This window comes from Klebsiella sp. 7-CIP_Kleb. (genome assembly GCF_050378655.1).
In the GTDB taxonomy this organism is placed as follows: Bacteria; Pseudomonadota; Gammaproteobacteria; order Enterobacterales; family Enterobacteriaceae; genus Klebsiella; species Klebsiella quasipneumoniae.
In genome coordinates this window covers 78,534-97,672 of sequence record NZ_JBNRLJ010000008.1, presented here as the reverse complement: position 1 = coordinate 97,672, position 19,139 = coordinate 78,534, and the positions used below count along the sequence as shown (strand labels likewise).

Here is a 19,139-nt window from a genome sequence, read left to right as displayed (position 1 = left end):
CGGAGCGATTTCGTCAGGACACTGCGGCGACAGCGGTGGTGTGTGGAGAGGTGTCGATCAGCTATAGCGCCAGCATGGGGGTGGCTCTCCTTGCCCCCCCGTTTGCACTCTGCCGAGCAGGTGATGCTGCAGGCGGACAGCGCGCTCTACCAGGCAAAAAGACAAGGGTGCAACCAAGTTGTGGGCGCACAAGTATTTCAGAATTGAGAGGAGTGGCGATGAAGGAAAAGCAAGCAGACCCGATCAAAACATTTCGCGCCCAATGGGCAGTGATGACGTTCTACGAGCGCTTTGAACAGGTGATCGCGCTCGCGCTGTCCGCAATCATTGCCGTTATCATCGTGGTCTCGCTGCTGCAGCTGATCTCGATCGTCTTCAGCCTGCTGATCATTGATGCATTCAATCCGCTCGATCACAAGGTCTTCCAGACCGTGTTCGGCATGATCATGACGCTGCTCATTGCCATGGAGTTCAAGCATTCCATCGTGAGGGTGGCCTTGCGGCGCGACAGCATCATCCAGGTCAAGACGGTGATCCTGATCGGGCTGATCGCCCTGGCGCGTAAATTCGTGATCCTCGACCCGGAGACCGGCCCCGCCAAGGTCGCGGCGCTTGCAGGCGCGACCTTGGCCCTCGGGGCGACTTACTGGCTGCTGCGCGAGCGCGATGACCGGACAGCCGGGGAAAGCTCAGATGATCAGTCGTGATCTGCGCCACGCGCAGAATGTCGGCGCGCGGCATCGCTGGCACAATCGCCTGCAAACCGTGCTGTTGGTGCTGACCCTGCTCGGAATTGCCGCCGTCGCTGGCAGCCTGCTGTTGGGTGACGGCGGGCTTTGGCTGGCGCTTGCGGCTGCGGGGTTCACCCTGCTGCTTGAACCGGCGGCCGCCTCCGGGCTGACCTTGCGGCTGTATGGCGCACGCCCCCTGCACCCGGATGAAGCGCCCGATCTTTGGGCTGTGTTGCGCGAACTAGCGGCGCGGGCCGGGCTGCCTACCGTGCCGGTACCGCACTACGTGCCCAGCGGGGTCGTCAACGCCTTCGCCACCGGTTCGAAGCATCACGCGGCCATCGCGCTGACCGACGGCCTGCTGCATAGCCTCACGCCCCGCGAGTTGACCGGCGTGCTCGGCCACGAAATCGCGCATATTGCGAACGAGGATTTGCGTGTCATGGGCTTGGCCGATTCCATCAGCCGGCTCACCCATCTTCTGGCCTTGTTGGGGCAGCTTGCGATCGTGCTCAGCTTGCCAACGCTATTGCTTGGAGTCACGGAAGTCAATTGGCCCGCATTGCTTCTACTTGCGGTCGCGCCACAGCTGGCCTTGCTGGCTCAGTTGGGCTTGTCCAGGGTGCGCGAATTCGACGCCGACCGGCTCGCTGCCGAATTGACCGGCGACCCGCACGGGCTGGCCTCAGCGCTCGCCAAGATCGAGCAGGTGAGCCGCTCCTGGCGCGCCTGGCTGCTGCCCGGATGGGGCAATCCGGAACCCTCCTGGTTGCGCACGCATCCAGCGACGGCTGAACGCATTGAGCGCTTGCTGGAACTTGCTCCGCCGCCCGCGATGCCGCCGTTTCCATCGGCCCGTTTCGACCCCGAAGTGACCGTATCACCACGTCCGCCACGCTGGCGCACTGGCGGCCTTTGGCGCTGATTTCAACATGGAGAATGACGTGACCTACCCGACCCCTACAGCCGCCCGGCGCCGGATCGATTCATCCGGCGCTGGCTCGTCATCACTGGCTGCATCGCTGCACTCATGCTGCTGTGGCAGTTCCTGCCCGCCATCGAAGCCTGGTTCAGTCCCCACGAAACATTAGGTGCAATGAGTCCTGTGAAGTACCGGCAGCATCTTGGGATCACAACATAACAGTCCAGGAAAACATCCGCAGCCCCAAAAGTGACTAGAATGTTGCAGTTACATTACCTGTCTAGCCAATGTTGAAATGTCGTGCTGAAAACAAAGCTGACCTGACGTCAGTGGAGAGTCTGGACAATGCCTTTTTAAGGTTGAGTCAGGCTTTGGAGGAAGAACGTGGTTGCCAGGTTTTCTCGGCTATCATCAGTTTACGTACGGTCTCTTTTGAAATCCGGACACCGTATTCTGTGGTCAGAATTCGCCAGATGGCTGACGGATTCATATCCCGGCCGCGTGAGCGAATAAGCTGCAGTGCCTGATCTCTGATGGTGGTGTTTAACTGATGATTGCCTGGCTTTCCACGACGCCGGCTGACCAGACCGGCTGACCCCAGCTCGCGGTAGCGTTTAATCAGGCGGGAGCACTGACGACGGGTGAGCTCCATGGACTCAGCCACTTCTGCCAGCGTAATTTCCCCCGCCATATAGGCTTCAATCAAATCCAGGCGTAGCGCTTCGTGAAGTGTCAGGAGCACTGGTTTGTTGTCGTCCATTTTTCTCTCATCTGTCGGCCATATCAGATCCGCAGGTGAGGGAAGGGCTTATCGCTTCAGGCTGGGGATAAAATCCTGCGGACTGGCCAGCACCGGGTTGATCGCCCTGAGCTCTTCCAGTGCACGTTCCTGAGCGCGCCTGCGGGGCATTTTTGTACTGCGCATTCGCTTTCCTTCAGCCTCCAGCTCTTCCTGTTTCTGCTGTGCCAGCCTCAGAACGGCACCCAGTCGTTTGTTATCAACAACCGCCCCCTGATCAACGCAGGTCAGTTTATCGAAAATCTTATAACCCAGTGGCCGGTGCTGATGCCGGAAAGTAATGCTTCCGTCAGGGTAATCATAAACGGTAATGTCGGTGCTTCGGTTTTCTGGCGTATGGACAATGATGCCGATTATGGGGTGCTGAATGATATTGCCAGAGGGCAGTCAGATCCCCAAAAAATAGTCCTTCAGTGGGACGAAATGATCCGGGCTGCAGGCTCCCTGAAGTTGGGAAAGGTACAGGCTTCGGTGCTGGTTCGCTCGTTATTGAAGAGTGAACGCCCTTCCGGACTGACTCAGGCAATCATTGAAGTAGGGCGCATCAACAAAACGCTGTATCTGCTTAATTATATTGATGATGAAGATTACCGTCGGCGCATTCTGACCCAACTAAACCGGGGAGAAAGCCGCCATGCCGTTGCCAGAGCTATCTGTCACGGTCAGAAAGGTGAGATAAGAAAGCGATATACCGATGGTCAGGAAGATCAACTGGGTGCACTGGGGCTGGTCACTAACGCCGTCGTGTTATGGAACACTATTTATATGCTGGCAGCCCTGGATCATCTCCGGGCACAGGGGGAAACCCTGAATGATGAAGATGTTGCACGACTCTCACCGCTTTGCCACGGACATATCAATATGCTCGGCCATTATTCCTTCACGCTGGCGGAACTCGTGACGAAAGGACACCTGCGACCATTAAAAGAAGCGTCGGAAGAGGAAAACTTTGCTTAACGTGAGTTTTCGTTCCACTGAGCGTCAGGCCCCTATTACGGCGTTAGTGCATTCATAAGTGAAAACAGTTGGCTGGCGATGGCTATATCCTCTATACCTAATCCAAGTGAACGGAAAAATACATGCCGTTGGTAGTCGGGTTTTTTGCAACGCCTGACGACCAGTTCTGGCAAATCACCCTTGATCGCGTCGTCTGTCCATCCGTGATGCTGTCTGGCGAGACACATCTCTGCTGCATGTTGTGGAGTAGTATGGCGGTAATCGCAATAGACATCCATCTGCGACAGAAAAGACGGTGGAACTTCATGCGCCTGCTCTACATTGCTAGTGATAGAAGTAATCAGGCAGTTTTTTTTCAGCATATCTGGCTCAATAACCGGAGTGGCTGATGAAGTACACAGCATTAGCACATCGGTATCGGCTGTAGCGATTTCCAGCGAGGAAACGATGCTAATTCGATCATCCGCTGGAAGTGCACGAATCAAATCCCGCGCAACCCCCGCTTTTCTGCTGTAAATCCGGATATGCTCCCACTGACGGATATCCAACGCATGGCGAACATGTGCCAACCCGATCTCCCCGGTTCCGATCACCGTCAAAACACGGGCGTCCTTGCGAGCTAGCTCATCGACGGCCAGAACGGTAGTAGCAGCTGTACGCTCGATGGTTAAACGCTGCGAATCACACAACATTAGCGGCTGACCGTTTTCGGTAGACAGTAACAACGTCCATGCTGTGACCAGGGGTTTTTCATTGGTTATGATGTATGGAGACATCTTAACACCGAGAACTTTCGAGGAAGTATCGATTCCGAAATAACCAATACAATCCCCTCCCTGGTTGGGGAACATTATAACTTTCTGGTCAGGCTGCGCTGCCTGACCATGAGCCAGATTGAGAAACGCCTGACGCATCGTCTCCACAACATCAATTTGGCTAAGGATAATATCGATGTCTTCCGCACTATAAACCGGAACATTAATACTTTTCATCATTACTTGATACCGCGTAGACTAAAAATACACAGTACCATTTATGTCTGCTTATTGCTATCCAGTAGCGATGCTCTGGATGTTCGGAACGAATCGGTAGGGTATGATTCGGCCCTTTACAGCCCCACCACTTTGCCTGGAGTTAATAATATGCTGAAGACAAGTCACCCCGAACAACAACTTGAACTACTGAAATCGATTGCAGAAGGCATTGTTGCTCTATTCTTTCCTGGTGTTGAAGTTGTCATTCATAATGCGTCGACCAGAAAGATTGCTTATATCGCGAATAATCTCTCGAAGCGCAAATCCGGTGATGAGGCGGGGATCGACGATATCAGGATGAGTTGTGCCAATGAAATCAGCGGCCCATATGAGAAACTCAACTGGGATGGCAGGAAAATGCGTTCAGTCAGTATCTACACCAGTATCGATGGTCGTCCCAGCTACATCATGTGTGTGAATCTGAACACGACTATATTCGAAGACGCACGAAATGCGCTGGATATGTTTTTGTCTGTTACACGTTTGCAGCCTCAGCCACAGCAGTTATTTAAGGACGACTGGCAGGAAAACATCAATACCTTCCTGCACGAGTGGATCAAGAAAGAGAATGCTTCGCTGACCTCGTTAAATCGGGAACAGAAAAAGCGGATAGTCGTCGACCTGTATCATGAAGGCGCATTCAAAGCAAAAAATGCAGTGGACTATATCGCCAGTGTGTTAGTGATGGGCCGCGCAACTGTGTATAAGTACCTTCGGGAGGTAAAAAATAACGATGTATCCACCGCGGCCTCCTGATTAAGCAAAACGAGAAGCGCTGTATGGCATCGGGTCAGTGAATGGTTCCACTCCTGTTACCATCTCAGCCAGTAAACGGCCGGACACGGGTCCTAACGTCAGGCCATGGTGGTTATGGCCAAAACAAAACCATAACCCGTCGTGGTTGGGTGCAGGACCAATCACAGGCCGCATATCTGGCAGACAGGGTCTCATTCCCATCCAGGGCTGATCTTCGAGGGCTTCACCTAGCGGAAAAATCTGCCGCGCAGCATATTCAGAGTTTATCAGTTGTTTCCAGGACGGGGGGCGATCCCGTCGTGCGAGTTCCACCCCGGTAGTCAATCTCAGACCATGTTTCATTGGTGCGACGACGTAGCCATGTTCTACGTCGACCACCGGGCGATTCAGTGGTTGCGTAGCCCGATAATGACGGTGATAACCACGTTTAACCGTCAAGGGAATTCGATATCCTAGTGGTCGGAATACCTCATCCGACCAGGGGCCGAGTGCCAGTACGGCACTTGATGCGCTAATGTCACCGTTCATCGTTCGAACCGTCCAGCCGCCATCGACCTGCTGTAAGCTTTTCGCATCCCCCAATAGCAGACTGCCACCTTCACGTATGAACAAACGTGCGTAGCTCTTAGTCAGAGCTCCGGGACTATTCACTGCCTTCGGATTGTGCCAGTGAAGTGCGCCAGCAAAGCCCGTGTTCAGCGATGGTTCCAGTATACCAAGGGACTTTCCGTCCAGTACCGTCAACGAGAGACCGAAACGCCGCGCCAGTCTCTCAGCCTGACTGGCTTCCTGTGAGAATCGTCGTGTATCACGCCAGGCCTCCAGCAGACCCGTTTCGCAAACCAACTGCTGTGCCTCAGTGCCGATTCTTTGTATCAACGCCTGATGTTCATCGACGCTACGGCTAATTAATGGCAACATATCCGCCGAAGCCTTTGCTAATCGTACAGGTGAAGATTCATGCCAGTAGCGGAGCAACCAGGGCAAATAAGATGGCAGTGAAATCATATCGTAATGTGCCGCGTTTGAATGGTTGCTGGCATATTGCAGTAATGAAGTGAAATCGCGGGGGAAACCGTACGGGATGACAGCCGCTCGTTCAATCAATCCTGCATTACCATAGCTGGTCTCTTCGCCCGGTTCCCGCCGGTCGATCAGCACGACCTTTTTCCCCCGCTCAGTAAGATAGAGGGCGCAACTCACGCCCACGATCCCAGCGCCTAAGACGATCACATCAAAGTCCATAGTCTATATCTTCTCAATTTCTTGATGATTAGCGCCAGAAATAATATTATTGCGCCGTAATATCCTGCTGGAAATATTTCATGGAAAGCTGCCTGAGAGTCCCGTCAACTTTCATTCCAGTCAGTGTCTGATCAACCTGTTTCGTCAATGTTGTATCACTTTTCCTTAGCCCAAAACCGGTACCTTTCCCCAATGTTTCATCATCTTTTAACGGTTGCCCGACAAAGGTGAAATCTGCACCCTGTGGCTGTTTAAGGAAGTCATCCTGTGCAGTCTGTGTCTCTTGCAACGCAGCATCGAGACGTCCTGCGGCCAGATCCATAAACACTTCGTTCTGTTCCGGATAGGAGATAATGTTAACGCCTGTTGTAGCCCAGTATTTCTTAGCATAATCTTCCTGAGATGTTCCCTGCTGAACGCCGAGGCGCTTCCCTTTCAGACTCGCCGCATTCGGTTGTAAAGCGCTGTCTTTTTTCGCCACCATCTGGATAGGAACGACATAAATTGGTGCAGTGAATGCAATTGCTTGTTTTCGTTTTTCAGTGATGTTCATTGCGGAATTGATCACGTCTATTTTTTTAGCCTGAAGCGCAGGGATCAAGCTGTCGAAGTTAAGTTCAATCCACTGACAACGAACATTGAGTCGTTTACATACTTCATTGCCAATATCAATATCGAGTCCCGACAGTTTTCCGTCATTCGTTTTTACTTCAAAGGGGGCATACCCGCTATTGACACCTATGCGCAACGTGTTCTGTTCAGTAGCAAACGTCAGCGTTGAAAAACTGCAGTAAACCATCATTCCCGATAACAGTGTCATTTTCCAGCTCATAGTATTCCTCTCATTAGATTGAAAGCCGTATTTGTCCTCACGCTTGTATCCAATAGCAGCCATCATGCCAAATGTAAGTCAGTTACTAAAATTCGCTTTTAAAAACAAAATATTGCAATGAATTAATATGCTTAAATCATGCATGTATAGCCGAAATCGGTTGTGTAAACTAAGAATGTAATCATTAAATGGAAAAAAATATTTTATAGAAAAAAATACACACGATTTGTGTGCCAGGAATGTTAAAAATTGAAAGGAGCAGAGAAACACCAAATGAATCAAAACAGTGCATTACGATGCACCATTATGGTGTTCTTCTCCTGAAGGGGCAGAGAAAAATGAGGTTCTGATTGAGCAGATGCTGCCTGTCATCATTTACCACTTTTTCTGGCGTACGAAGCGTTCCCTTGGTGTGTCAGTGCAACATCATCTTGTAAGCATCCCTGCAGTCCGAATAGTGAATTGCTATCCGTTGACCAGACGTAAAAATGATAGTCACGACTTCTTAGATTTTCTCTGATTTACCTTCCGCCGCCATGCGGTAATGAGGATTGCAGGCGGTCTGTGCACAGGATTTCTACCAGCGATAAGGCCCAGAAACTATCCATCGGACATCCCGGGAATGGAATATTCATCGACTGAAAAGTCTGTTGGCAGAAGAAATCAGTGGATATAATTAAGCCGCAACTGTGCAGATGGAGTTCTTATTATGGGAAGTTGTATCCGGGTGAAATGAACAGGCTATTGTGAATACTGGACTGGTGTGTGGTGCCACTATAACAATACAGAGGGCATCACGGACGCGCCAGTGAAGTAATAGTGTGAATCAGACAGCGAAAGAAGACACCGTTTTCGCACTGGAAATCATACTTGTTTTTGTTCGGAAGTATTGGTTCAAAATTATTGAGCCTTAAAACACCACCATCCAAAAATGGTGGTGTTTTAGATGAGGCCAAAAAAAATCAATATTTAAAGTACAATGTTACAATTAAATTGCGTGGTGCTTAAAAAGAATAAGCACCACCAACAGTGTACTGTGTTTCAGAACCGTCAGAGTTAAGTAAGCGGCTATTCACGCCAGTATAGACTGAAAGACTATTTCCGACGTTCCATTGAATACCAGCCTCCCCCCGTCCATAACTCTTATCAGGTGAACTAACGGTAATTTCCCGAACTGAGTTATCCGTTGTATCGCGAATATTGAACTTATTGTCGATTCCATCACTCAGTTCCCGAACCCAGGTAAGGGAAGCATAGGGTAGAATCGTGTGGTTTCCCCCCAAAGATAATGAGGATGTGACTTTCCACCCTAAAGAAACTTCGAATGAGTTAACATTCTGCTCCTGATAATATACTGCTGTACGTAAATCTTCATGATCGTTAAAGGCATTAACTCGGTAGTGCGTGAAATCAAATCCAAATATTGGTCCTGTCTGCAGCTTAGAGAATTCAAAATCATACCCCCCATTAACTCTTCCGCTATAGAATAAAGCGTTTGTGTTACTGTTAAGTTGGTTATCTAAAAGCACCAGGTTATCTTTGGATTCTATATAAACAGAACGTTTAGAATCTATACTGGACCGGCCCACTGACACATCGCTAGATAACCAGAATGGGTTTTCAAATTTAATTAACCCATACATACCAAACTGCCATGTATCATTCTTGACATATCCTCCTCGGTCAGTCTTATTGTAATCATGCTGAAAACTAAGGTTTGAACCTGCAATGAATTTATCATTGAACTGATAATCAAGCATCGCATAAGCTGTGCTATTTTGAGAACGTCCCTGGGGTACAGTATTAAAGCCATCGGCAGCAGTGGACTGGCCTTCTATGCCAACATTTCCTCCCCAGGTTCCAGATTCGCGAGGTTGCAAATAAAGTGACTGACGGCGTTTTCCCAGCAATGTATTTTGTACCTGGTGCTGGCGCTGCAAACTATTTTCAATCGTATATTGAAGATGCGCAGCAGATGTTGCAGAATACAACAGATCAGTATTTGACCATTCCAGTAATAATCTCGTTAGTAATAATGAGATATCGTGTAAGCGCTCATCAATTCTTTTTTTCCCCAGCGCACTGGTTAAAAACTTCTCGTTATCCTTAGAGGGACTATGCCATGTCGCCCCCCCAGGGACTGCAGGATTCGTTGTTTGTGTATATCCATCTTTGTCGCCAATATCCCAGTTTGTGGCTTCAAGATACAATACAGGGATATCAAAACGGTTAAAACTGTCCCCATCGCTACAGCACCCGGTTCCTGCGGGGTACTGCGGATCTAAACCTGGGTTCGTATGCAGTTCAATGCCTAATTCTTTAGCAATGCGAAAAACATGCTCACGTAAACTCGATAGCGCTGGATTATCAATACTGTTACTCCCTGCGTGGGCATAAAGCATGTCTCCGGTGATCATGCTATCCATATTAATCATGCCTTTTAGGTTTCCCGTTAATCCCTTCTGCTCAAGTTCTTCGGCCAGGGCTTTAGAACCACGCAAGCCTTCCTCTTCCGCACCAAACGCTGCAAATACCAAAGTCCGTTCTGTCTGTATTCCACTCAGATTATGTGCCACTTCTGTAAGCAAAGATGCGCCTGAAGCATTATCATCTAACGCCTCCAGGGTTGGCCTGCCGTAATAAGAATCGAAATGAGCCCCAGTAATAATATAATCATTACGTAATCCACGATTAGAGGCGATAACATTTTGCGATGTGCGGGTTTGTGCCCCGGACCACGAGAAATCCTGACGGTTTATTTTATACCCTGGGGACATCCTGTCCTCCATTAAGTTTGCTGCACCGATAAAATGTTCGGTGCCACGATATCTTCCGGGGTATTCATGAATTAATGAATCCAGAGTGTTCTTTGCATAATCACCATATTCAGCAGCGGTGGCAACTTGCTGAAAAGCAATAAAAGATAGTGCGACTGCTGTTTTTTTTAGCATACCAAAACCCTTTGAGTTAAAGCTTAATGAGAAAATTGATTGATGCTGAAATTTTATTTATCATTTATTAAATGGATGTGTGGTTAACATACAAACTTTGTAATTAATGATTTTGTATGGCTTAACCTTTTAGTTTATCTGTTTACGCTATAGCACCTCCGACAAATTGTTTTAGCCTTACGCTTTTAGGATTGTTAAAAATATCATCAGGATGTCCTTCTTCCTCAATTTTTCCCTGATGAAGAAAAATAACATGTGAAGATACATGACGTGCAAAGTCCATTTCATGTGTTACCACTACCATTGTTTTACCATCATCTGCAAGTTGCCGCATAATACGTAAAACTTCGCCAACAAGTTCAGGGTCGAGTGCTGAAGTTGGCTCATCAAATAGTAAAACATCAGGTTCCATTGCAAGGGCCCTGGCGATAGAGACGCGCTGTTGCTGTCCACCGGATAGTTGTACTGGGTATTTTAAAAGCTGTCTTTCATCTATCCCTACTTTTGCAAGGTACTTTACCGCTCTCTCTTTCGCTTCTCTCTTATTTAAACCTAAAACCTGCACCGGTGCTTCAATGACATTTTCCAGGACTGTCATATGACTCCAAAGGTTAAAGTGCTGAAAGACCATTGTAAGACGTGTCCGTAGTAACCGAAGTTGATGTTTATCTGCTACCTTGAGTTGCCCGTCTTTATCACGCACCAGGGATATGTTTTTATTATTAATAATAATAGATCCTTCACTTGGTTTTTCAAGAAAATTAATGCAACGTAAAAAAGTGCTTTTCCCTGACCCTGAAGAACCGATAATGGATATCACATCACCTTTATTTGCCTGTAGTGACACTCCCTTGAGTACTTCGTGAGAACCATAACTCTTATGAAGTTCAACAATTTTCAGTTTTTGCTCTGCCATAGTATCTCCAGATTATTAATGAGTAGGCTTTAGAAATTTATTTTCTGCCAGTCTAAATAAACGTATCAATAAATACGATATTGCTAAATAAAGAATCGCAGCAATACCAAAAGCAGTAAATGGTTGATAGGTCGCTGCATTTATATCTCTACAAATTTTCAACAGATCTGGCACTGTGGCGGTAAATGCTAGTGCAGTGGAGTGCAGCATCAGAATAACTTCATTACTATAGGCTGGTAACGCCGTACGAAGTGCTGATGGCAAAATGATTCGAGTATAAAGTTTGAACGTTGTAAATCCGTATGCATGTGCTGCCTCAACATCTCCATTTGGTATTGACCGAATTGCTCCAGCAAATATTTCCGTGGTATAAGCACAGGTATTCAATGTTAATGCCAAAATTGTACAATTTAAACCACTACGAAAAAAGGCATTCAACAACTCACTGCCCTTTACGATTTCGAGAGTGTATACTCCGGAATAAAATACAAGCAACTGAACATACAATGGTGTACCACGAAAGACATAAGTAAATAACCAAATCGGGGATTTAATTAATTTATTGTCCGATACTCTGGCGATAGCAAAAAAAACCGCCAGAAAACCACCTGCCAAAACCGATAAAATCAACAGCCATAGAGTGACAGCAACACCAGTAAAATGATAACCGTCACTCCATAACAGAGACTCCCAGTATTCCTGTATAATTTCCATCATAAAGTAACCTTCTTAACACCCACGGAAAAACGACGTTCCAGGAGGAAAAGCACTACTGTTGAAATAGTGGAAAAAAACAAATATATTGCACCACATACTATCGCAAAATAGAATGGTTGCCATGTGCTTTTACCTGCCAGTTGGGTTGCTTTGACAATATCCTCTAACCCCAACAAAGAAACCAAAGCCGTCGCTTTGAGAAGAACCTGCCAGTTATTGCCAATACCAGGAATTGCATAGCGCATCATGACAGGGAATATGATGCGCCGAAATGTTTTGGATTTGCTGAATCCAAATGCAATACCTGCTTCTATTTGTCCCTTCGGCACAGATTGCCAGGCGCCGCGGAACGTTTCCGTGAAATATGCGCCATATATAAACCCCAGAGTTAAAATTCCCGCAACCAGTGGGTTAAGGTCAATCTGTTCAAAACCAAACATATCTGTAACATCGTTGATGAGGATTTGTAGCCCGTAAAAAATCAACAACATTAATACGAGGTCAGGAACCCCTCGTATTAATGTTGTATAAGCATCTGAAGTTGTGACAAAAAATCTACTCCCACTTAGTTTAGCACTTGCCCCTATGAGGCCAATGAAGATTGCCATGACCAATGAACTCAACGCGAGTTCAAGTGTAACGATAGAGCCATTAAAAATGACCATAGTAAATCCATACAACATGTCATATATCCCGTTGTAATTACGAATCGTATCTTGCAGAGATTCGGAAAATAATTTCAAATTTTATCGTTCGTTAAGCTTGAGAATCTGGCGCACGTTGTTTACAAGCTCAGGCTACTTCCCTCCCAACCTATCCAGACTAAATATTACGCTTACACTCTGCATACACTATGCCAAAAAATGAATAATCGGCAATAAGAAAAAATTTAACCATTAAAATCAATAAGATAAAATGAATAACTATGCAATAATTATGCATTCGCATACACATGTTAACTTTTATAACCAGTTGCTACATCGGCGAAAAAAAAATTTATGCATACCACTAAAAAATTTTTAACAGTTTGTTAGGCATGCGGTTCATTAGTTTTATTTTTAACCATGCAATCTCAAGCACCAAATTGGTGCGAGTGCGTCAAATTGGTGCCCACAAATACATCTACAGAACATGATGATTGGCTAAATTATGTTCGCCATGCCATGCTGAATACCCCGCTTATCGATCTTTTTACTTTTGAAATCGTCTTCATTTATGGGGGGTAATTATCAACGCATCACTAATATCACTTTTTAAATATCATAATATTTGCCGTAAAATGGACTTTGTTGAATAGAACATATTTCAACCGAGTGCTTTTGTAGTAAGTTCCGTTTCAGGTAATACGCGATTTTTGGTAATGATACCAACGTGTTGATTTCGTATTTTCACTGACACCAGGATCATCCTGATGTTACAAGGATTGAATGACTACAGATTAAAATAGTCATCAACAGGTTGACAGCATTACCAGCTGTCGAACCGGCGGTACCGGACGAAGAAGTTCTCCTTGAGGTATTTCACCATCCGCTCCACCTTACCTTTGGTTCTGGCCCTTTATGCTGACTCATTATTTCTGGCCATAAAGGTTCTGGCAGTGCCATCTTTCGGGTCAACAAAGGTAATATCTTCAGGATCACGACGAGGGCTGGCCAATGACAGAAATATTACGGGTTCTTCAAGAAGGGTTGGTAATGCATGGACAACATTACGCTCGAAAAAAAGCACGTGGCCGGGGGCAAATTCGGCTTCGTCACGAGGATCTTCCATCCAGAGCGTCCCCATGAATCCCTGAATAACCTGACGCCGGAGGATCACCTGCTGATGGCTGAAAAACCGGAACTCTCAAAAAGTGCGTGGAACTAAAACAGGTGTGCATTACTCCACCTCATGTTGAAGAGACCAGACTGCATCAGAAAATTGCACCATAACTGAGCAAGCCGCATCCCATTGGTGCAAAAGTGTCTCCAAAAATAAATAATCCATTGATTTCACTGTGCTTTAAAAATGGCATGAATTTTTCATGTCGGGTATATGCAAGCAGGGGCAACCCTTAAGCCTTGAATCCATTAAATATCGACAGGTAATGAAGCCTGATTGTCCTAATAAGGACAATCAGGCTTTTTTATTAATGCAGAGAGCAAACATACGTGCAAACTATTGATATTGGAATTTTGCTTTCCACAGAAGGTACCTACAGCCACCTGGCGAACAGCACACTGCTTGGTGCGCGCCATGCCTTAGAGGAAATCAATGCCGATCCTGCTTATCCTTTTCAGCTGCGGGCCCGACATATCAACCCTGCGGGTGAACTCGCAGCCTACAGTGAAGCGGTGAGCACCTTTATCGCTCACGGCATCCGCCATATCTTCGGAACCATTACCTCTGCCAGTCGGAAGGAGATTATCCCGGACCTGGAGCAGCATAACCTGCTGCTGTGGTATGGCTGTCCTTACGAGGGGTTCGAGAGCTGCGAGCAGGTCGTATATCTGGGCGGTTGTCCGAACCAGACTCTGCTGCCACTCCTGCGGCTGGCGCTGGATATGTTCGGAAATCGCTCCTGGCTGATCGGCTCTAACTACGTCTGGGGCTGGGAAAGCAATCGTATCGCCCGTGAGGTAGTGGAAGGTTCCGGCGGTACGGTGGTGGGCGAAAAATATCTGCACCTGAGAAACAGCAACGTGACCGAGTTGATTGAGGCGATTCTCAGCACAGAGGTAGATTTTGTACTCAATAACCTGGTAGGCGAAACCTCTTATGCGTTTCTGCGCGCACTGGACGAGGCCTGTCTTCGCGATCGGCGGACGTTAGCGGTGCTCAGCTGTAATTTTACCGAAGCCGAAGTCGCCGAAGTCGCGCCACTAAGGGCGGTACGTTTGCTTTCCTGCGGACCGTTTTTTGAGAGCGTCGATCTCGATTTTTGCGCGCGGCAGCACCTGCAACATGGCGCACAGCGCATCTCCCACTACTATATCGGCGGCTGGCGGGCAGTAAGGCTGTTTGCCAATAGCCTGCGCGAGGCCGGAAACAGCGAGCCGGGTGCGGTGCTGGCGGCACTGCATCGTCAGCACGACGTTGATTCTCCGGGCGCTCGCTCAGTAATGGCTCGAAACAACCACGCCTGTTTGCCCTGCTACATCGCTGAGTTGCAACAAACTTGCTTTCAGATACTGCATCGCGAACCGCTGCCGGTTATGCCCGATCCCTATCTCTCCGCGACCGAGCTACGTGAAAGCCGAACGGTTGCAGCCAGACCTGCTCTGAGGATTGTTAAATGAAAACGCTGCTGTCCCCGGATTTAGATGCTCAGCCGCTCCTGCTGGTAGACTGTGAAGCAAGGAGTCGCGAAGCGCTGGAAAAAAACCTGACGCGGATGGGTATCCGCTGGCATCACCTGACCGGAGATGAGGCTTTACCTCCTCTCACCCCCTGTGCAGTACTGGTGGAACTGGAGGCATTCGCCAGCCCGCTAACCCTGAGCCAGATCAATCTGGCGGGAATACCGGTGATCGCGCTGACCTCACATGAGGGACTTTACCAGGTACAGCGCGCGCTGGAGTTAGGGGCAACAGCGCTCCTTACCAAGCCTATTACACAGCGAGCCATCTATACCACCCTGATGATGGCAGTGGGGCTGCGTCAGCAGTTGCATGACATTCAACAGCAACAGATGCTACTGCGCCAGCGTCTGGCAGCAATGCCGCAGATTACCCAAGCTCTGGCGGCCCAGATGCAAGCGGAAAGTATTGATGAACAACAGGCATGGGTTCGCCTGCGCTCGGAATCAATGTGTACGAACCAGTCGGTGGCACAGGTGGCGCAGAAGTGGCTGCTACGAATGTCGTCCGGCAAGCGGGGAGCACAATGAATAGAGTCGGATATTTTCTGCGCCGGCCAGCCCTGCTGCTCTCGCTGCTGTTTATTCTCCTGGTGGTGATGAGCGCGCTGTTTGCCCCCTGGCTCACCCCCTTCGATCCCGATGAACAGTTTGTCGAGGGACTGAGCCTGGAAGGCGCACCGCTTTCTCCCAACAGCACTTACTGGCTGGGAACCGATCTGCTGGGACGCGATCTCTTCTCGCGTTTAATTTACGGAGCTCGTACTTCGTTACTCATCGGTGTTGTCGCCAACGGCACTGCAGTACTGATCGGCGTCCTGGTAGGGCTTAGCGCAGGTTATCTGCAGGGGCGTATCGGAGGGCTGCTGATGCGCTTTACCGATCTGATGATGGCGTTTCCCGCACTGCTGCTGGCGATTGCCCTGGCGGCGATTTTCCAGCCAAGTGTCTGGATCGTGTCCCTGGTGATCGCCATGGTGAACTGGGTGCAGATCGCCAGGGTTATCTACGCCGAAACTAGCGCGCTTAGCGCCCGCGACTTTATCGCCGTGGAACGCACCCTGGGGGCCGGAACGTTGCGTATTCTCGGCGTGCATTTAATTCCACATCTGGCGCCAACGGTGCTGGTCTGGGCCACACTAGGCATCTCCACCACAGTCCTGCTGGAAGCTACTCTATCGTTCCTCGGGGTGGGGGTACAGCCGCCAACGCCGAGTTGGGGCAACATCATCTTTGAAAGCCAGAGCTATTTTACTTCGGCTCCCTGGCTGGTGTTCTTTCCCGGCGCGGCGATTGTGCTGCTGTCGCTCTCTTTCAATATCGCTGGTGACGCCCTGCGCGACGCCCTCGATCCCGGCTTAAAAGGACGAAACTAATGCTATTTCTGGGAAAACGTCTGTTGCATGCCGGGCTGATCCTGCTTGGCGTTACGTTGATCTGCTATTTGCTGCTGTTTATGTTGCCCGCCGATCCAGCGCGCCAAATCGCCGGGCGCAGTGCCACGCCGGAAGTAGTCGAAAACATCCGCCATCAGTTGGGGTTGGATCTGCCGTTTTATCAGCAATATTGGCGTTATCTGCAGGGGCTGCTGCACGGCGATCTGGGACGCTCGTTTATTCAGCGCAGCGAAGTGAGTGAACTGGTTTCCGCCCGTATCGGGCCGTCACTGCAGCTGATGGCGGCGGGTATTCTCTGCGAGTTGGTACTGGGGATCGTACTCGGCACCCTGGCGGCGTTAAAACGCGGCGGGCTGGCGGACCGGCTTCTGATGGCGCTCTCCTTTATCGGTGTTTCGGCGCCGCAGTTCATCGCCGCGATGCTTTTTCTCTATCTTTTCGCCGTGGTACTCAACTGGTTCCCGATGGGAGGCTATGGCGGCTTCAGCCATCTGGCGCTACCGGCGCTAACCCTCGGCCTGCTCGGCAGCGGCTGGTATTCACGCATGTTGCGCTCGTCGATGATTGAGGTGCTGCATCAGGATTTTATCCGTACCGCGCGGGCCAAAGGGCTGGGCCGAACCCGCGTACTGCTGCGTCACGTGCTGCCGAATGCCGTGCTGCCGCTAATTCCGATGATAGGCATTGATATCGGCATTTTTATGGGCGGACTGGTGGTAGTCGAATCGGTCTTTGGCTGGCCGGGTATCGGTCAGCTGGCCTGGCAGGCGATTCAACAGGTGGATATCCCGGTGATTGTCGGGGTAACCACCGTGTCAGCGGTTGCCATTGTTGGCGGCAACCTTATTGCGGATCTGGTGCTGCCGTGGGTCGATCCGCGCATTGATGTCAAAAAGTAGCAGGGGAAGATGATGAAAAATGCGTTATTGACAATGGCGGTGGCCGCGGCCTGTTTCTCTTATGGCGCGCAGGCTGACGAGAAGACCGGCGGCGATATCGTGGTGACCTACCAGAACGACGTGGCGACCCTCGATCCGGCCATTGGCTATGACTGGCAAAACTGGTCGATGATCAAAAGCCTGTTCGACGGCCTGATGGACTATCGTCCCGGCACCACCGAGTTGGTGAACGACCTGGCGGAGAGCTACGCCATTTCCGAGGACGGCAAGGTCTACACCTTTGTGCTACGCAAAGGGGTGAAATTCCACAACGGCCGCGAGGTCACGGCGGCGGACGTGAAATATTCTCTGGAACGCACAGTCAACCCGAAAACCCAAAGTCCGGGCGCCGGGTTCTTCAGTCCCATCGCGGGCTATGACGAGGAGGCCAGCGGTAAAAGCACGACCCTGAGCGGTATCGAGGTCGTCGACGATCATACGGTAAAAATCACTCTGAAAGAGCCCAACGCCACCTTCCTGCATGTGCTGGCGCTGAACTTTGCCTCGGTGGTTCCCCGTGAGGAGGTGGAGAAATGGGGTGCCGACTTCGGCAAGCATCCGGTCGGCAGCGGCGCGTTTGAGCTCCAGGAGTGGAAGCTGGGCCAGGAGCTGATCTTCCGCAAAAACCCGAACTACTTTAAAGCCGGCGTGCCGCGGCTGGATCACATAAAGTTCGAAATGGGACAGGATCCCTCGGTCGCTCTGCTGCGGCTGGAAAAAGGCGAAGTGGATATTGCCGGCGACGGCGTACCGCCCGCACAGTTTCTGTCGTTTAAAAACAACCCGGCCTATAAGGGCCTGATGGTCACCGGCGACCAGTTGCAGACCGGCTACGTGACGATGAAAACCACGCTGCCGCCTTTCGATAATCTCAAAGTCCGCCAGGCGGTGAACATGGCGGTCAACAAAGATCGCATCGTGCGCATCATTAATGGACGCGCGGCGCCGGCCAACCAGCCACTGCCACCCGCCATGCCCGGTTATGACAAGGCATATCAGGGTTTCAGCTACGACCCGGCAAAAGCGAAGCAACTGCTCAGCGAAGCGGGTTTCCCCAACGGTTTTGCTACCGAACTGTACGTGATGAATACCGATCCGCAGCCGCGTATCGCTCAGTCTATCCAGCAGGATCTGGCCAAAGTGGGCATCCACGCCAGCATCAAATCCCTGGCGCAGGCGAATGTGATTGCGGCGGGCGGCTCCGCCAGCCAAGCGCCGATGGTCTGGTCCGGCGGCATGGCGTGGATCGCCGATTTCCCGGATCCCTCCAACTTCTATGGCCCGATCCTCGGCTGCGCCGGGGCGGTAGAGGGCGGCTGGAACTGGGCGCGCTACTGCAACAAAGCGCTGGACGCGCAGGCGGCCGCGGCGGACAGCATGGTGAAACCCGACCAGCAGGACGCGCGCATTGAAGCCTGGCGCAAAATCTTCATCACTGCAATGGATGACGCGCCCTGGGTGCCGGTATTCAACGAGAAGCGCTACACCGTACATTCCGCACGCATGGGGGGCGAGGACGCGCTGTATGTCGATCCAGTGCATGTACCAGTCAACTACGACTATATCGGACTGAAATAATTTGATGGCGCCGGGACGGCGCCGCTGCT

Annotated in this window: 17 protein-coding genes and 3 pseudogenes; 10 read left to right on the top strand and 10 right to left on the bottom strand. The window is 50.0% G+C overall.

The window, feature by feature from the left end:
- The first annotated feature begins 218 nt into the window (after positions 1-218).
- Positions 219-707, top strand: a complete 489-nt coding sequence (locus ACQUTI_RS22465; RefSeq protein ID WP_004152114.1) for a phosphate-starvation-inducible PsiE family protein — start codon at positions 219-221, stop codon at positions 705-707.
- Entirely contained in the window at positions 694-1,656 is a 963-nt protein-coding gene (locus tag ACQUTI_RS22460) for a zinc metalloprotease HtpX (protein ID WP_080861685.1), read from the top strand. The genes ACQUTI_RS22465 and ACQUTI_RS22460 overlap by 14 nt, the downstream gene beginning before the upstream one ends.
- Before the next feature lie 361 nt (positions 1,657-2,017).
- Here ACQUTI_RS22460 and ACQUTI_RS22455 read toward each other — a convergent pair whose 3' ends face one another.
- Entirely contained in the window at positions 2,018-2,413 is a 396-nt protein-coding gene (locus tag ACQUTI_RS22455; protein WP_048268429.1) for a helix-turn-helix domain-containing protein, read from the bottom strand.
- A gap of 48 nt (positions 2,414-2,461) precedes the next feature.
- Positions 2,462-2,764 (bottom strand): annotated as a pseudogene (locus ACQUTI_RS22450) (ISNCY family transposase); the annotation flags it as partial.
- On the opposite strand from ACQUTI_RS22450, the pseudogene ACQUTI_RS22445 reads away from it, so the two are divergent.
- Positions 2,762-3,409: pseudogene (locus ACQUTI_RS22445) on the top strand (Tn3 family transposase); the annotation flags it as partial. The pseudogenes ACQUTI_RS22450 and ACQUTI_RS22445 overlap by 3 nt on opposite strands.
- A gap of 35 nt (positions 3,410-3,444) precedes the next feature.
- Here the strand turns inward: ACQUTI_RS22445 and ACQUTI_RS22440 are convergent.
- Positions 3,445-4,404 carry an ornithine cyclodeaminase family protein gene (locus ACQUTI_RS22440; protein ID WP_077263763.1) on the bottom strand — a complete coding sequence of 320 codons (960 nt, stop codon included), beginning with the start codon at positions 4,402-4,404 and terminating at the stop codon, positions 3,445-3,447.
- Positions 4,405-4,551: 147 nt separating this feature from the next.
- On the opposite strand from ACQUTI_RS22440, the gene ACQUTI_RS22435 reads away from it, so the two are divergent.
- Positions 4,552-5,199 (top strand): helix-turn-helix transcriptional regulator, encoded by a 648-nt coding sequence (locus tag ACQUTI_RS22435; RefSeq protein ID WP_044784921.1) that lies wholly within the window; start codon positions 4,552-4,554, stop codon positions 5,197-5,199.
- On the opposite strand, the gene ACQUTI_RS22430 is transcribed toward ACQUTI_RS22435, so the two are convergent.
- From ACQUTI_RS22430 to ACQUTI_RS22400, 7 genes are all read right to left on the bottom strand, one after another.
- Positions 5,200-6,444 (bottom strand): NAD(P)/FAD-dependent oxidoreductase, encoded by a 1,245-nt coding sequence (locus tag ACQUTI_RS22430; protein WP_225545450.1) that lies wholly within the window; start codon positions 6,442-6,444, stop codon positions 5,200-5,202.
- Positions 6,445-6,490: 46 nt separating this feature from the next.
- Positions 6,491-7,276, bottom strand: a complete 786-nt coding sequence (locus tag ACQUTI_RS22425) for a lysine/arginine/ornithine ABC transporter substrate-binding protein (protein WP_114261252.1) — start codon at positions 7,274-7,276, stop codon at positions 6,491-6,493.
- A gap of 1,004 nt (positions 7,277-8,280) precedes the next feature.
- Complete coding sequence (locus ACQUTI_RS22420; RefSeq protein WP_428923373.1) at positions 8,281-10,227, bottom strand: autotransporter domain-containing protein; 1,947 nt, start codon at positions 10,225-10,227, stop codon at positions 8,281-8,283.
- A 142-nt stretch (positions 10,228-10,369) separates the two neighbouring features.
- Positions 10,370-11,143: a histidine ABC transporter ATP-binding protein HisP gene (hisP, locus tag ACQUTI_RS22415; protein ID WP_048335646.1), complete on the bottom strand. Its 774-nt coding sequence runs from the start codon at positions 11,141-11,143 to the stop codon at positions 10,370-10,372.
- Positions 11,144-11,158: 15 nt separating this feature from the next.
- Positions 11,159-11,860: an ABC transporter permease gene (locus ACQUTI_RS22410; protein WP_275368927.1), complete on the bottom strand. Its 702-nt coding sequence runs from the start codon at positions 11,858-11,860 to the stop codon at positions 11,159-11,161.
- Positions 11,857-12,543 carry a histidine ABC transporter permease HisQ gene (gene hisQ, locus ACQUTI_RS22405; protein ID WP_114261249.1) on the bottom strand — a complete coding sequence of 229 codons (687 nt, stop codon included), beginning with the start codon at positions 12,541-12,543 and terminating at the stop codon, positions 11,857-11,859. The genes ACQUTI_RS22410 and hisQ overlap by 4 nt, the downstream gene beginning before the upstream one ends.
- A gap of 874 nt (positions 12,544-13,417) precedes the next feature.
- Entirely contained in the window at positions 13,418-13,630 is a 213-nt protein-coding gene (locus ACQUTI_RS22400; protein WP_161989521.1) for a hypothetical protein, read from the bottom strand.
- On the opposite strand from ACQUTI_RS22400, the pseudogene ACQUTI_RS22395 reads away from it, so the two are divergent.
- From ACQUTI_RS22395 to ACQUTI_RS22370, 6 genes and pseudogenes are all read left to right on the top strand, one after another.
- Positions 13,625-13,726: pseudogene (locus tag ACQUTI_RS22395) on the top strand (integrase); the annotation flags it as partial. The gene ACQUTI_RS22400 and the pseudogene ACQUTI_RS22395 sit on opposite strands and share 6 nt — an antisense overlap.
- Positions 13,727-14,010: 284 nt before the next feature.
- The gene (locus ACQUTI_RS22390) at positions 14,011-15,138 is read left to right on the top strand and encodes a transporter substrate-binding protein (RefSeq protein WP_004118840.1); all 1,128 of its coding nucleotides are present in this window, start codon (positions 14,011-14,013) and stop codon (positions 15,136-15,138) included.
- Complete coding sequence (locus ACQUTI_RS22385; RefSeq protein ID WP_004118229.1) at positions 15,135-15,728, top strand: ANTAR domain-containing response regulator; 594 nt, start codon at positions 15,135-15,137, stop codon at positions 15,726-15,728. Before ACQUTI_RS22390 ends, ACQUTI_RS22385 begins: the two co-directional genes overlap by 4 nt.
- Positions 15,725-16,573, top strand: coding sequence for an ABC transporter permease (locus ACQUTI_RS22380; RefSeq protein ID WP_004118228.1), 849 nt, complete (start codon positions 15,725-15,727; stop codon positions 16,571-16,573). The genes ACQUTI_RS22385 and ACQUTI_RS22380 overlap by 4 nt, the downstream gene beginning before the upstream one ends.
- Positions 16,573-17,493 (top strand): ABC transporter permease, encoded by a 921-nt coding sequence (locus ACQUTI_RS22375; RefSeq protein WP_225545452.1) that lies wholly within the window; start codon positions 16,573-16,575, stop codon positions 17,491-17,493. Before ACQUTI_RS22380 ends, ACQUTI_RS22375 begins: the two co-directional genes overlap by 1 nt.
- A 12-nt stretch (positions 17,494-17,505) precedes the next feature.
- On the top strand, positions 17,506-19,110 hold the full coding sequence (locus ACQUTI_RS22370) for an ABC transporter substrate-binding protein (RefSeq protein ID WP_004152278.1): 1,605 nt from the start codon (positions 17,506-17,508) through the stop codon (positions 19,108-19,110).
- The last annotated feature ends 29 nt before the right edge of the window (positions 19,111-19,139 follow it).

Bases quoted from the DNA above. Each gene is read 5' to 3' on its own strand.
- ACQUTI_RS22465 (WP_004152114.1), top strand. From the start codon at position 219: ATGAAGGAAAAGCAAGCAGACCCGATCAAAACATTTCGCGCCCAATGG.
- ACQUTI_RS22460 (WP_080861685.1), top strand. From the start codon at position 694: ATGATCAGTCGTGATCTGCGCCACGCGCAGAATGTCGGCGCGCGGCAT.
- ACQUTI_RS22455 (WP_048268429.1), bottom strand. From the start codon at position 2,413: ATGGACGACAACAAACCAGTGCTCCTGACACTTCACGAAGCGCTACGC.
- ACQUTI_RS22440 (WP_077263763.1), bottom strand. From the start codon at position 4,404: ATGATGAAAAGTATTAATGTTCCGGTTTATAGTGCGGAAGACATCGAT.
- ACQUTI_RS22435 (WP_044784921.1), top strand. From the start codon at position 4,552: ATGCTGAAGACAAGTCACCCCGAACAACAACTTGAACTACTGAAATCG.
- ACQUTI_RS22430 (WP_225545450.1), bottom strand. From the start codon at position 6,444: ATGGACTTTGATGTGATCGTCTTAGGCGCTGGGATCGTGGGCGTGAGT.
- ACQUTI_RS22425 (WP_114261252.1), bottom strand. From the start codon at position 7,276: ATGAGCTGGAAAATGACACTGTTATCGGGAATGATGGTTTACTGCAGT.
- ACQUTI_RS22420 (WP_428923373.1), bottom strand. From the start codon at position 10,227: ATGCTAAAAAAAACAGCAGTCGCACTATCTTTTATTGCTTTTCAGCAA.
- hisP (WP_048335646.1), bottom strand. From the start codon at position 11,143: ATGGCAGAGCAAAAACTGAAAATTGTTGAACTTCATAAGAGTTATGGT.
- ACQUTI_RS22410 (WP_275368927.1), bottom strand. From the start codon at position 11,860: ATGATGGAAATTATACAGGAATACTGGGAGTCTCTGTTATGGAGTGAC.
- hisQ (WP_114261249.1), bottom strand. From the start codon at position 12,543: ATGTTGTATGGATTTACTATGGTCATTTTTAATGGCTCTATCGTTACA.
- ACQUTI_RS22400 (WP_161989521.1), bottom strand. From the start codon at position 13,630: ATGGAAGATCCTCGTGACGAAGCCGAATTTGCCCCCGGCCACGTGCTT.
- ACQUTI_RS22385 (WP_004118229.1), top strand. From the start codon at position 15,135: ATGAAAACGCTGCTGTCCCCGGATTTAGATGCTCAGCCGCTCCTGCTG.
- ACQUTI_RS22380 (WP_004118228.1), top strand. From the start codon at position 15,725: ATGAATAGAGTCGGATATTTTCTGCGCCGGCCAGCCCTGCTGCTCTCG.
- ACQUTI_RS22375 (WP_225545452.1), top strand. From the start codon at position 16,573: ATGCTATTTCTGGGAAAACGTCTGTTGCATGCCGGGCTGATCCTGCTT.
- ACQUTI_RS22370 (WP_004152278.1), top strand. From the start codon at position 17,506: ATGAAAAATGCGTTATTGACAATGGCGGTGGCCGCGGCCTGTTTCTCT.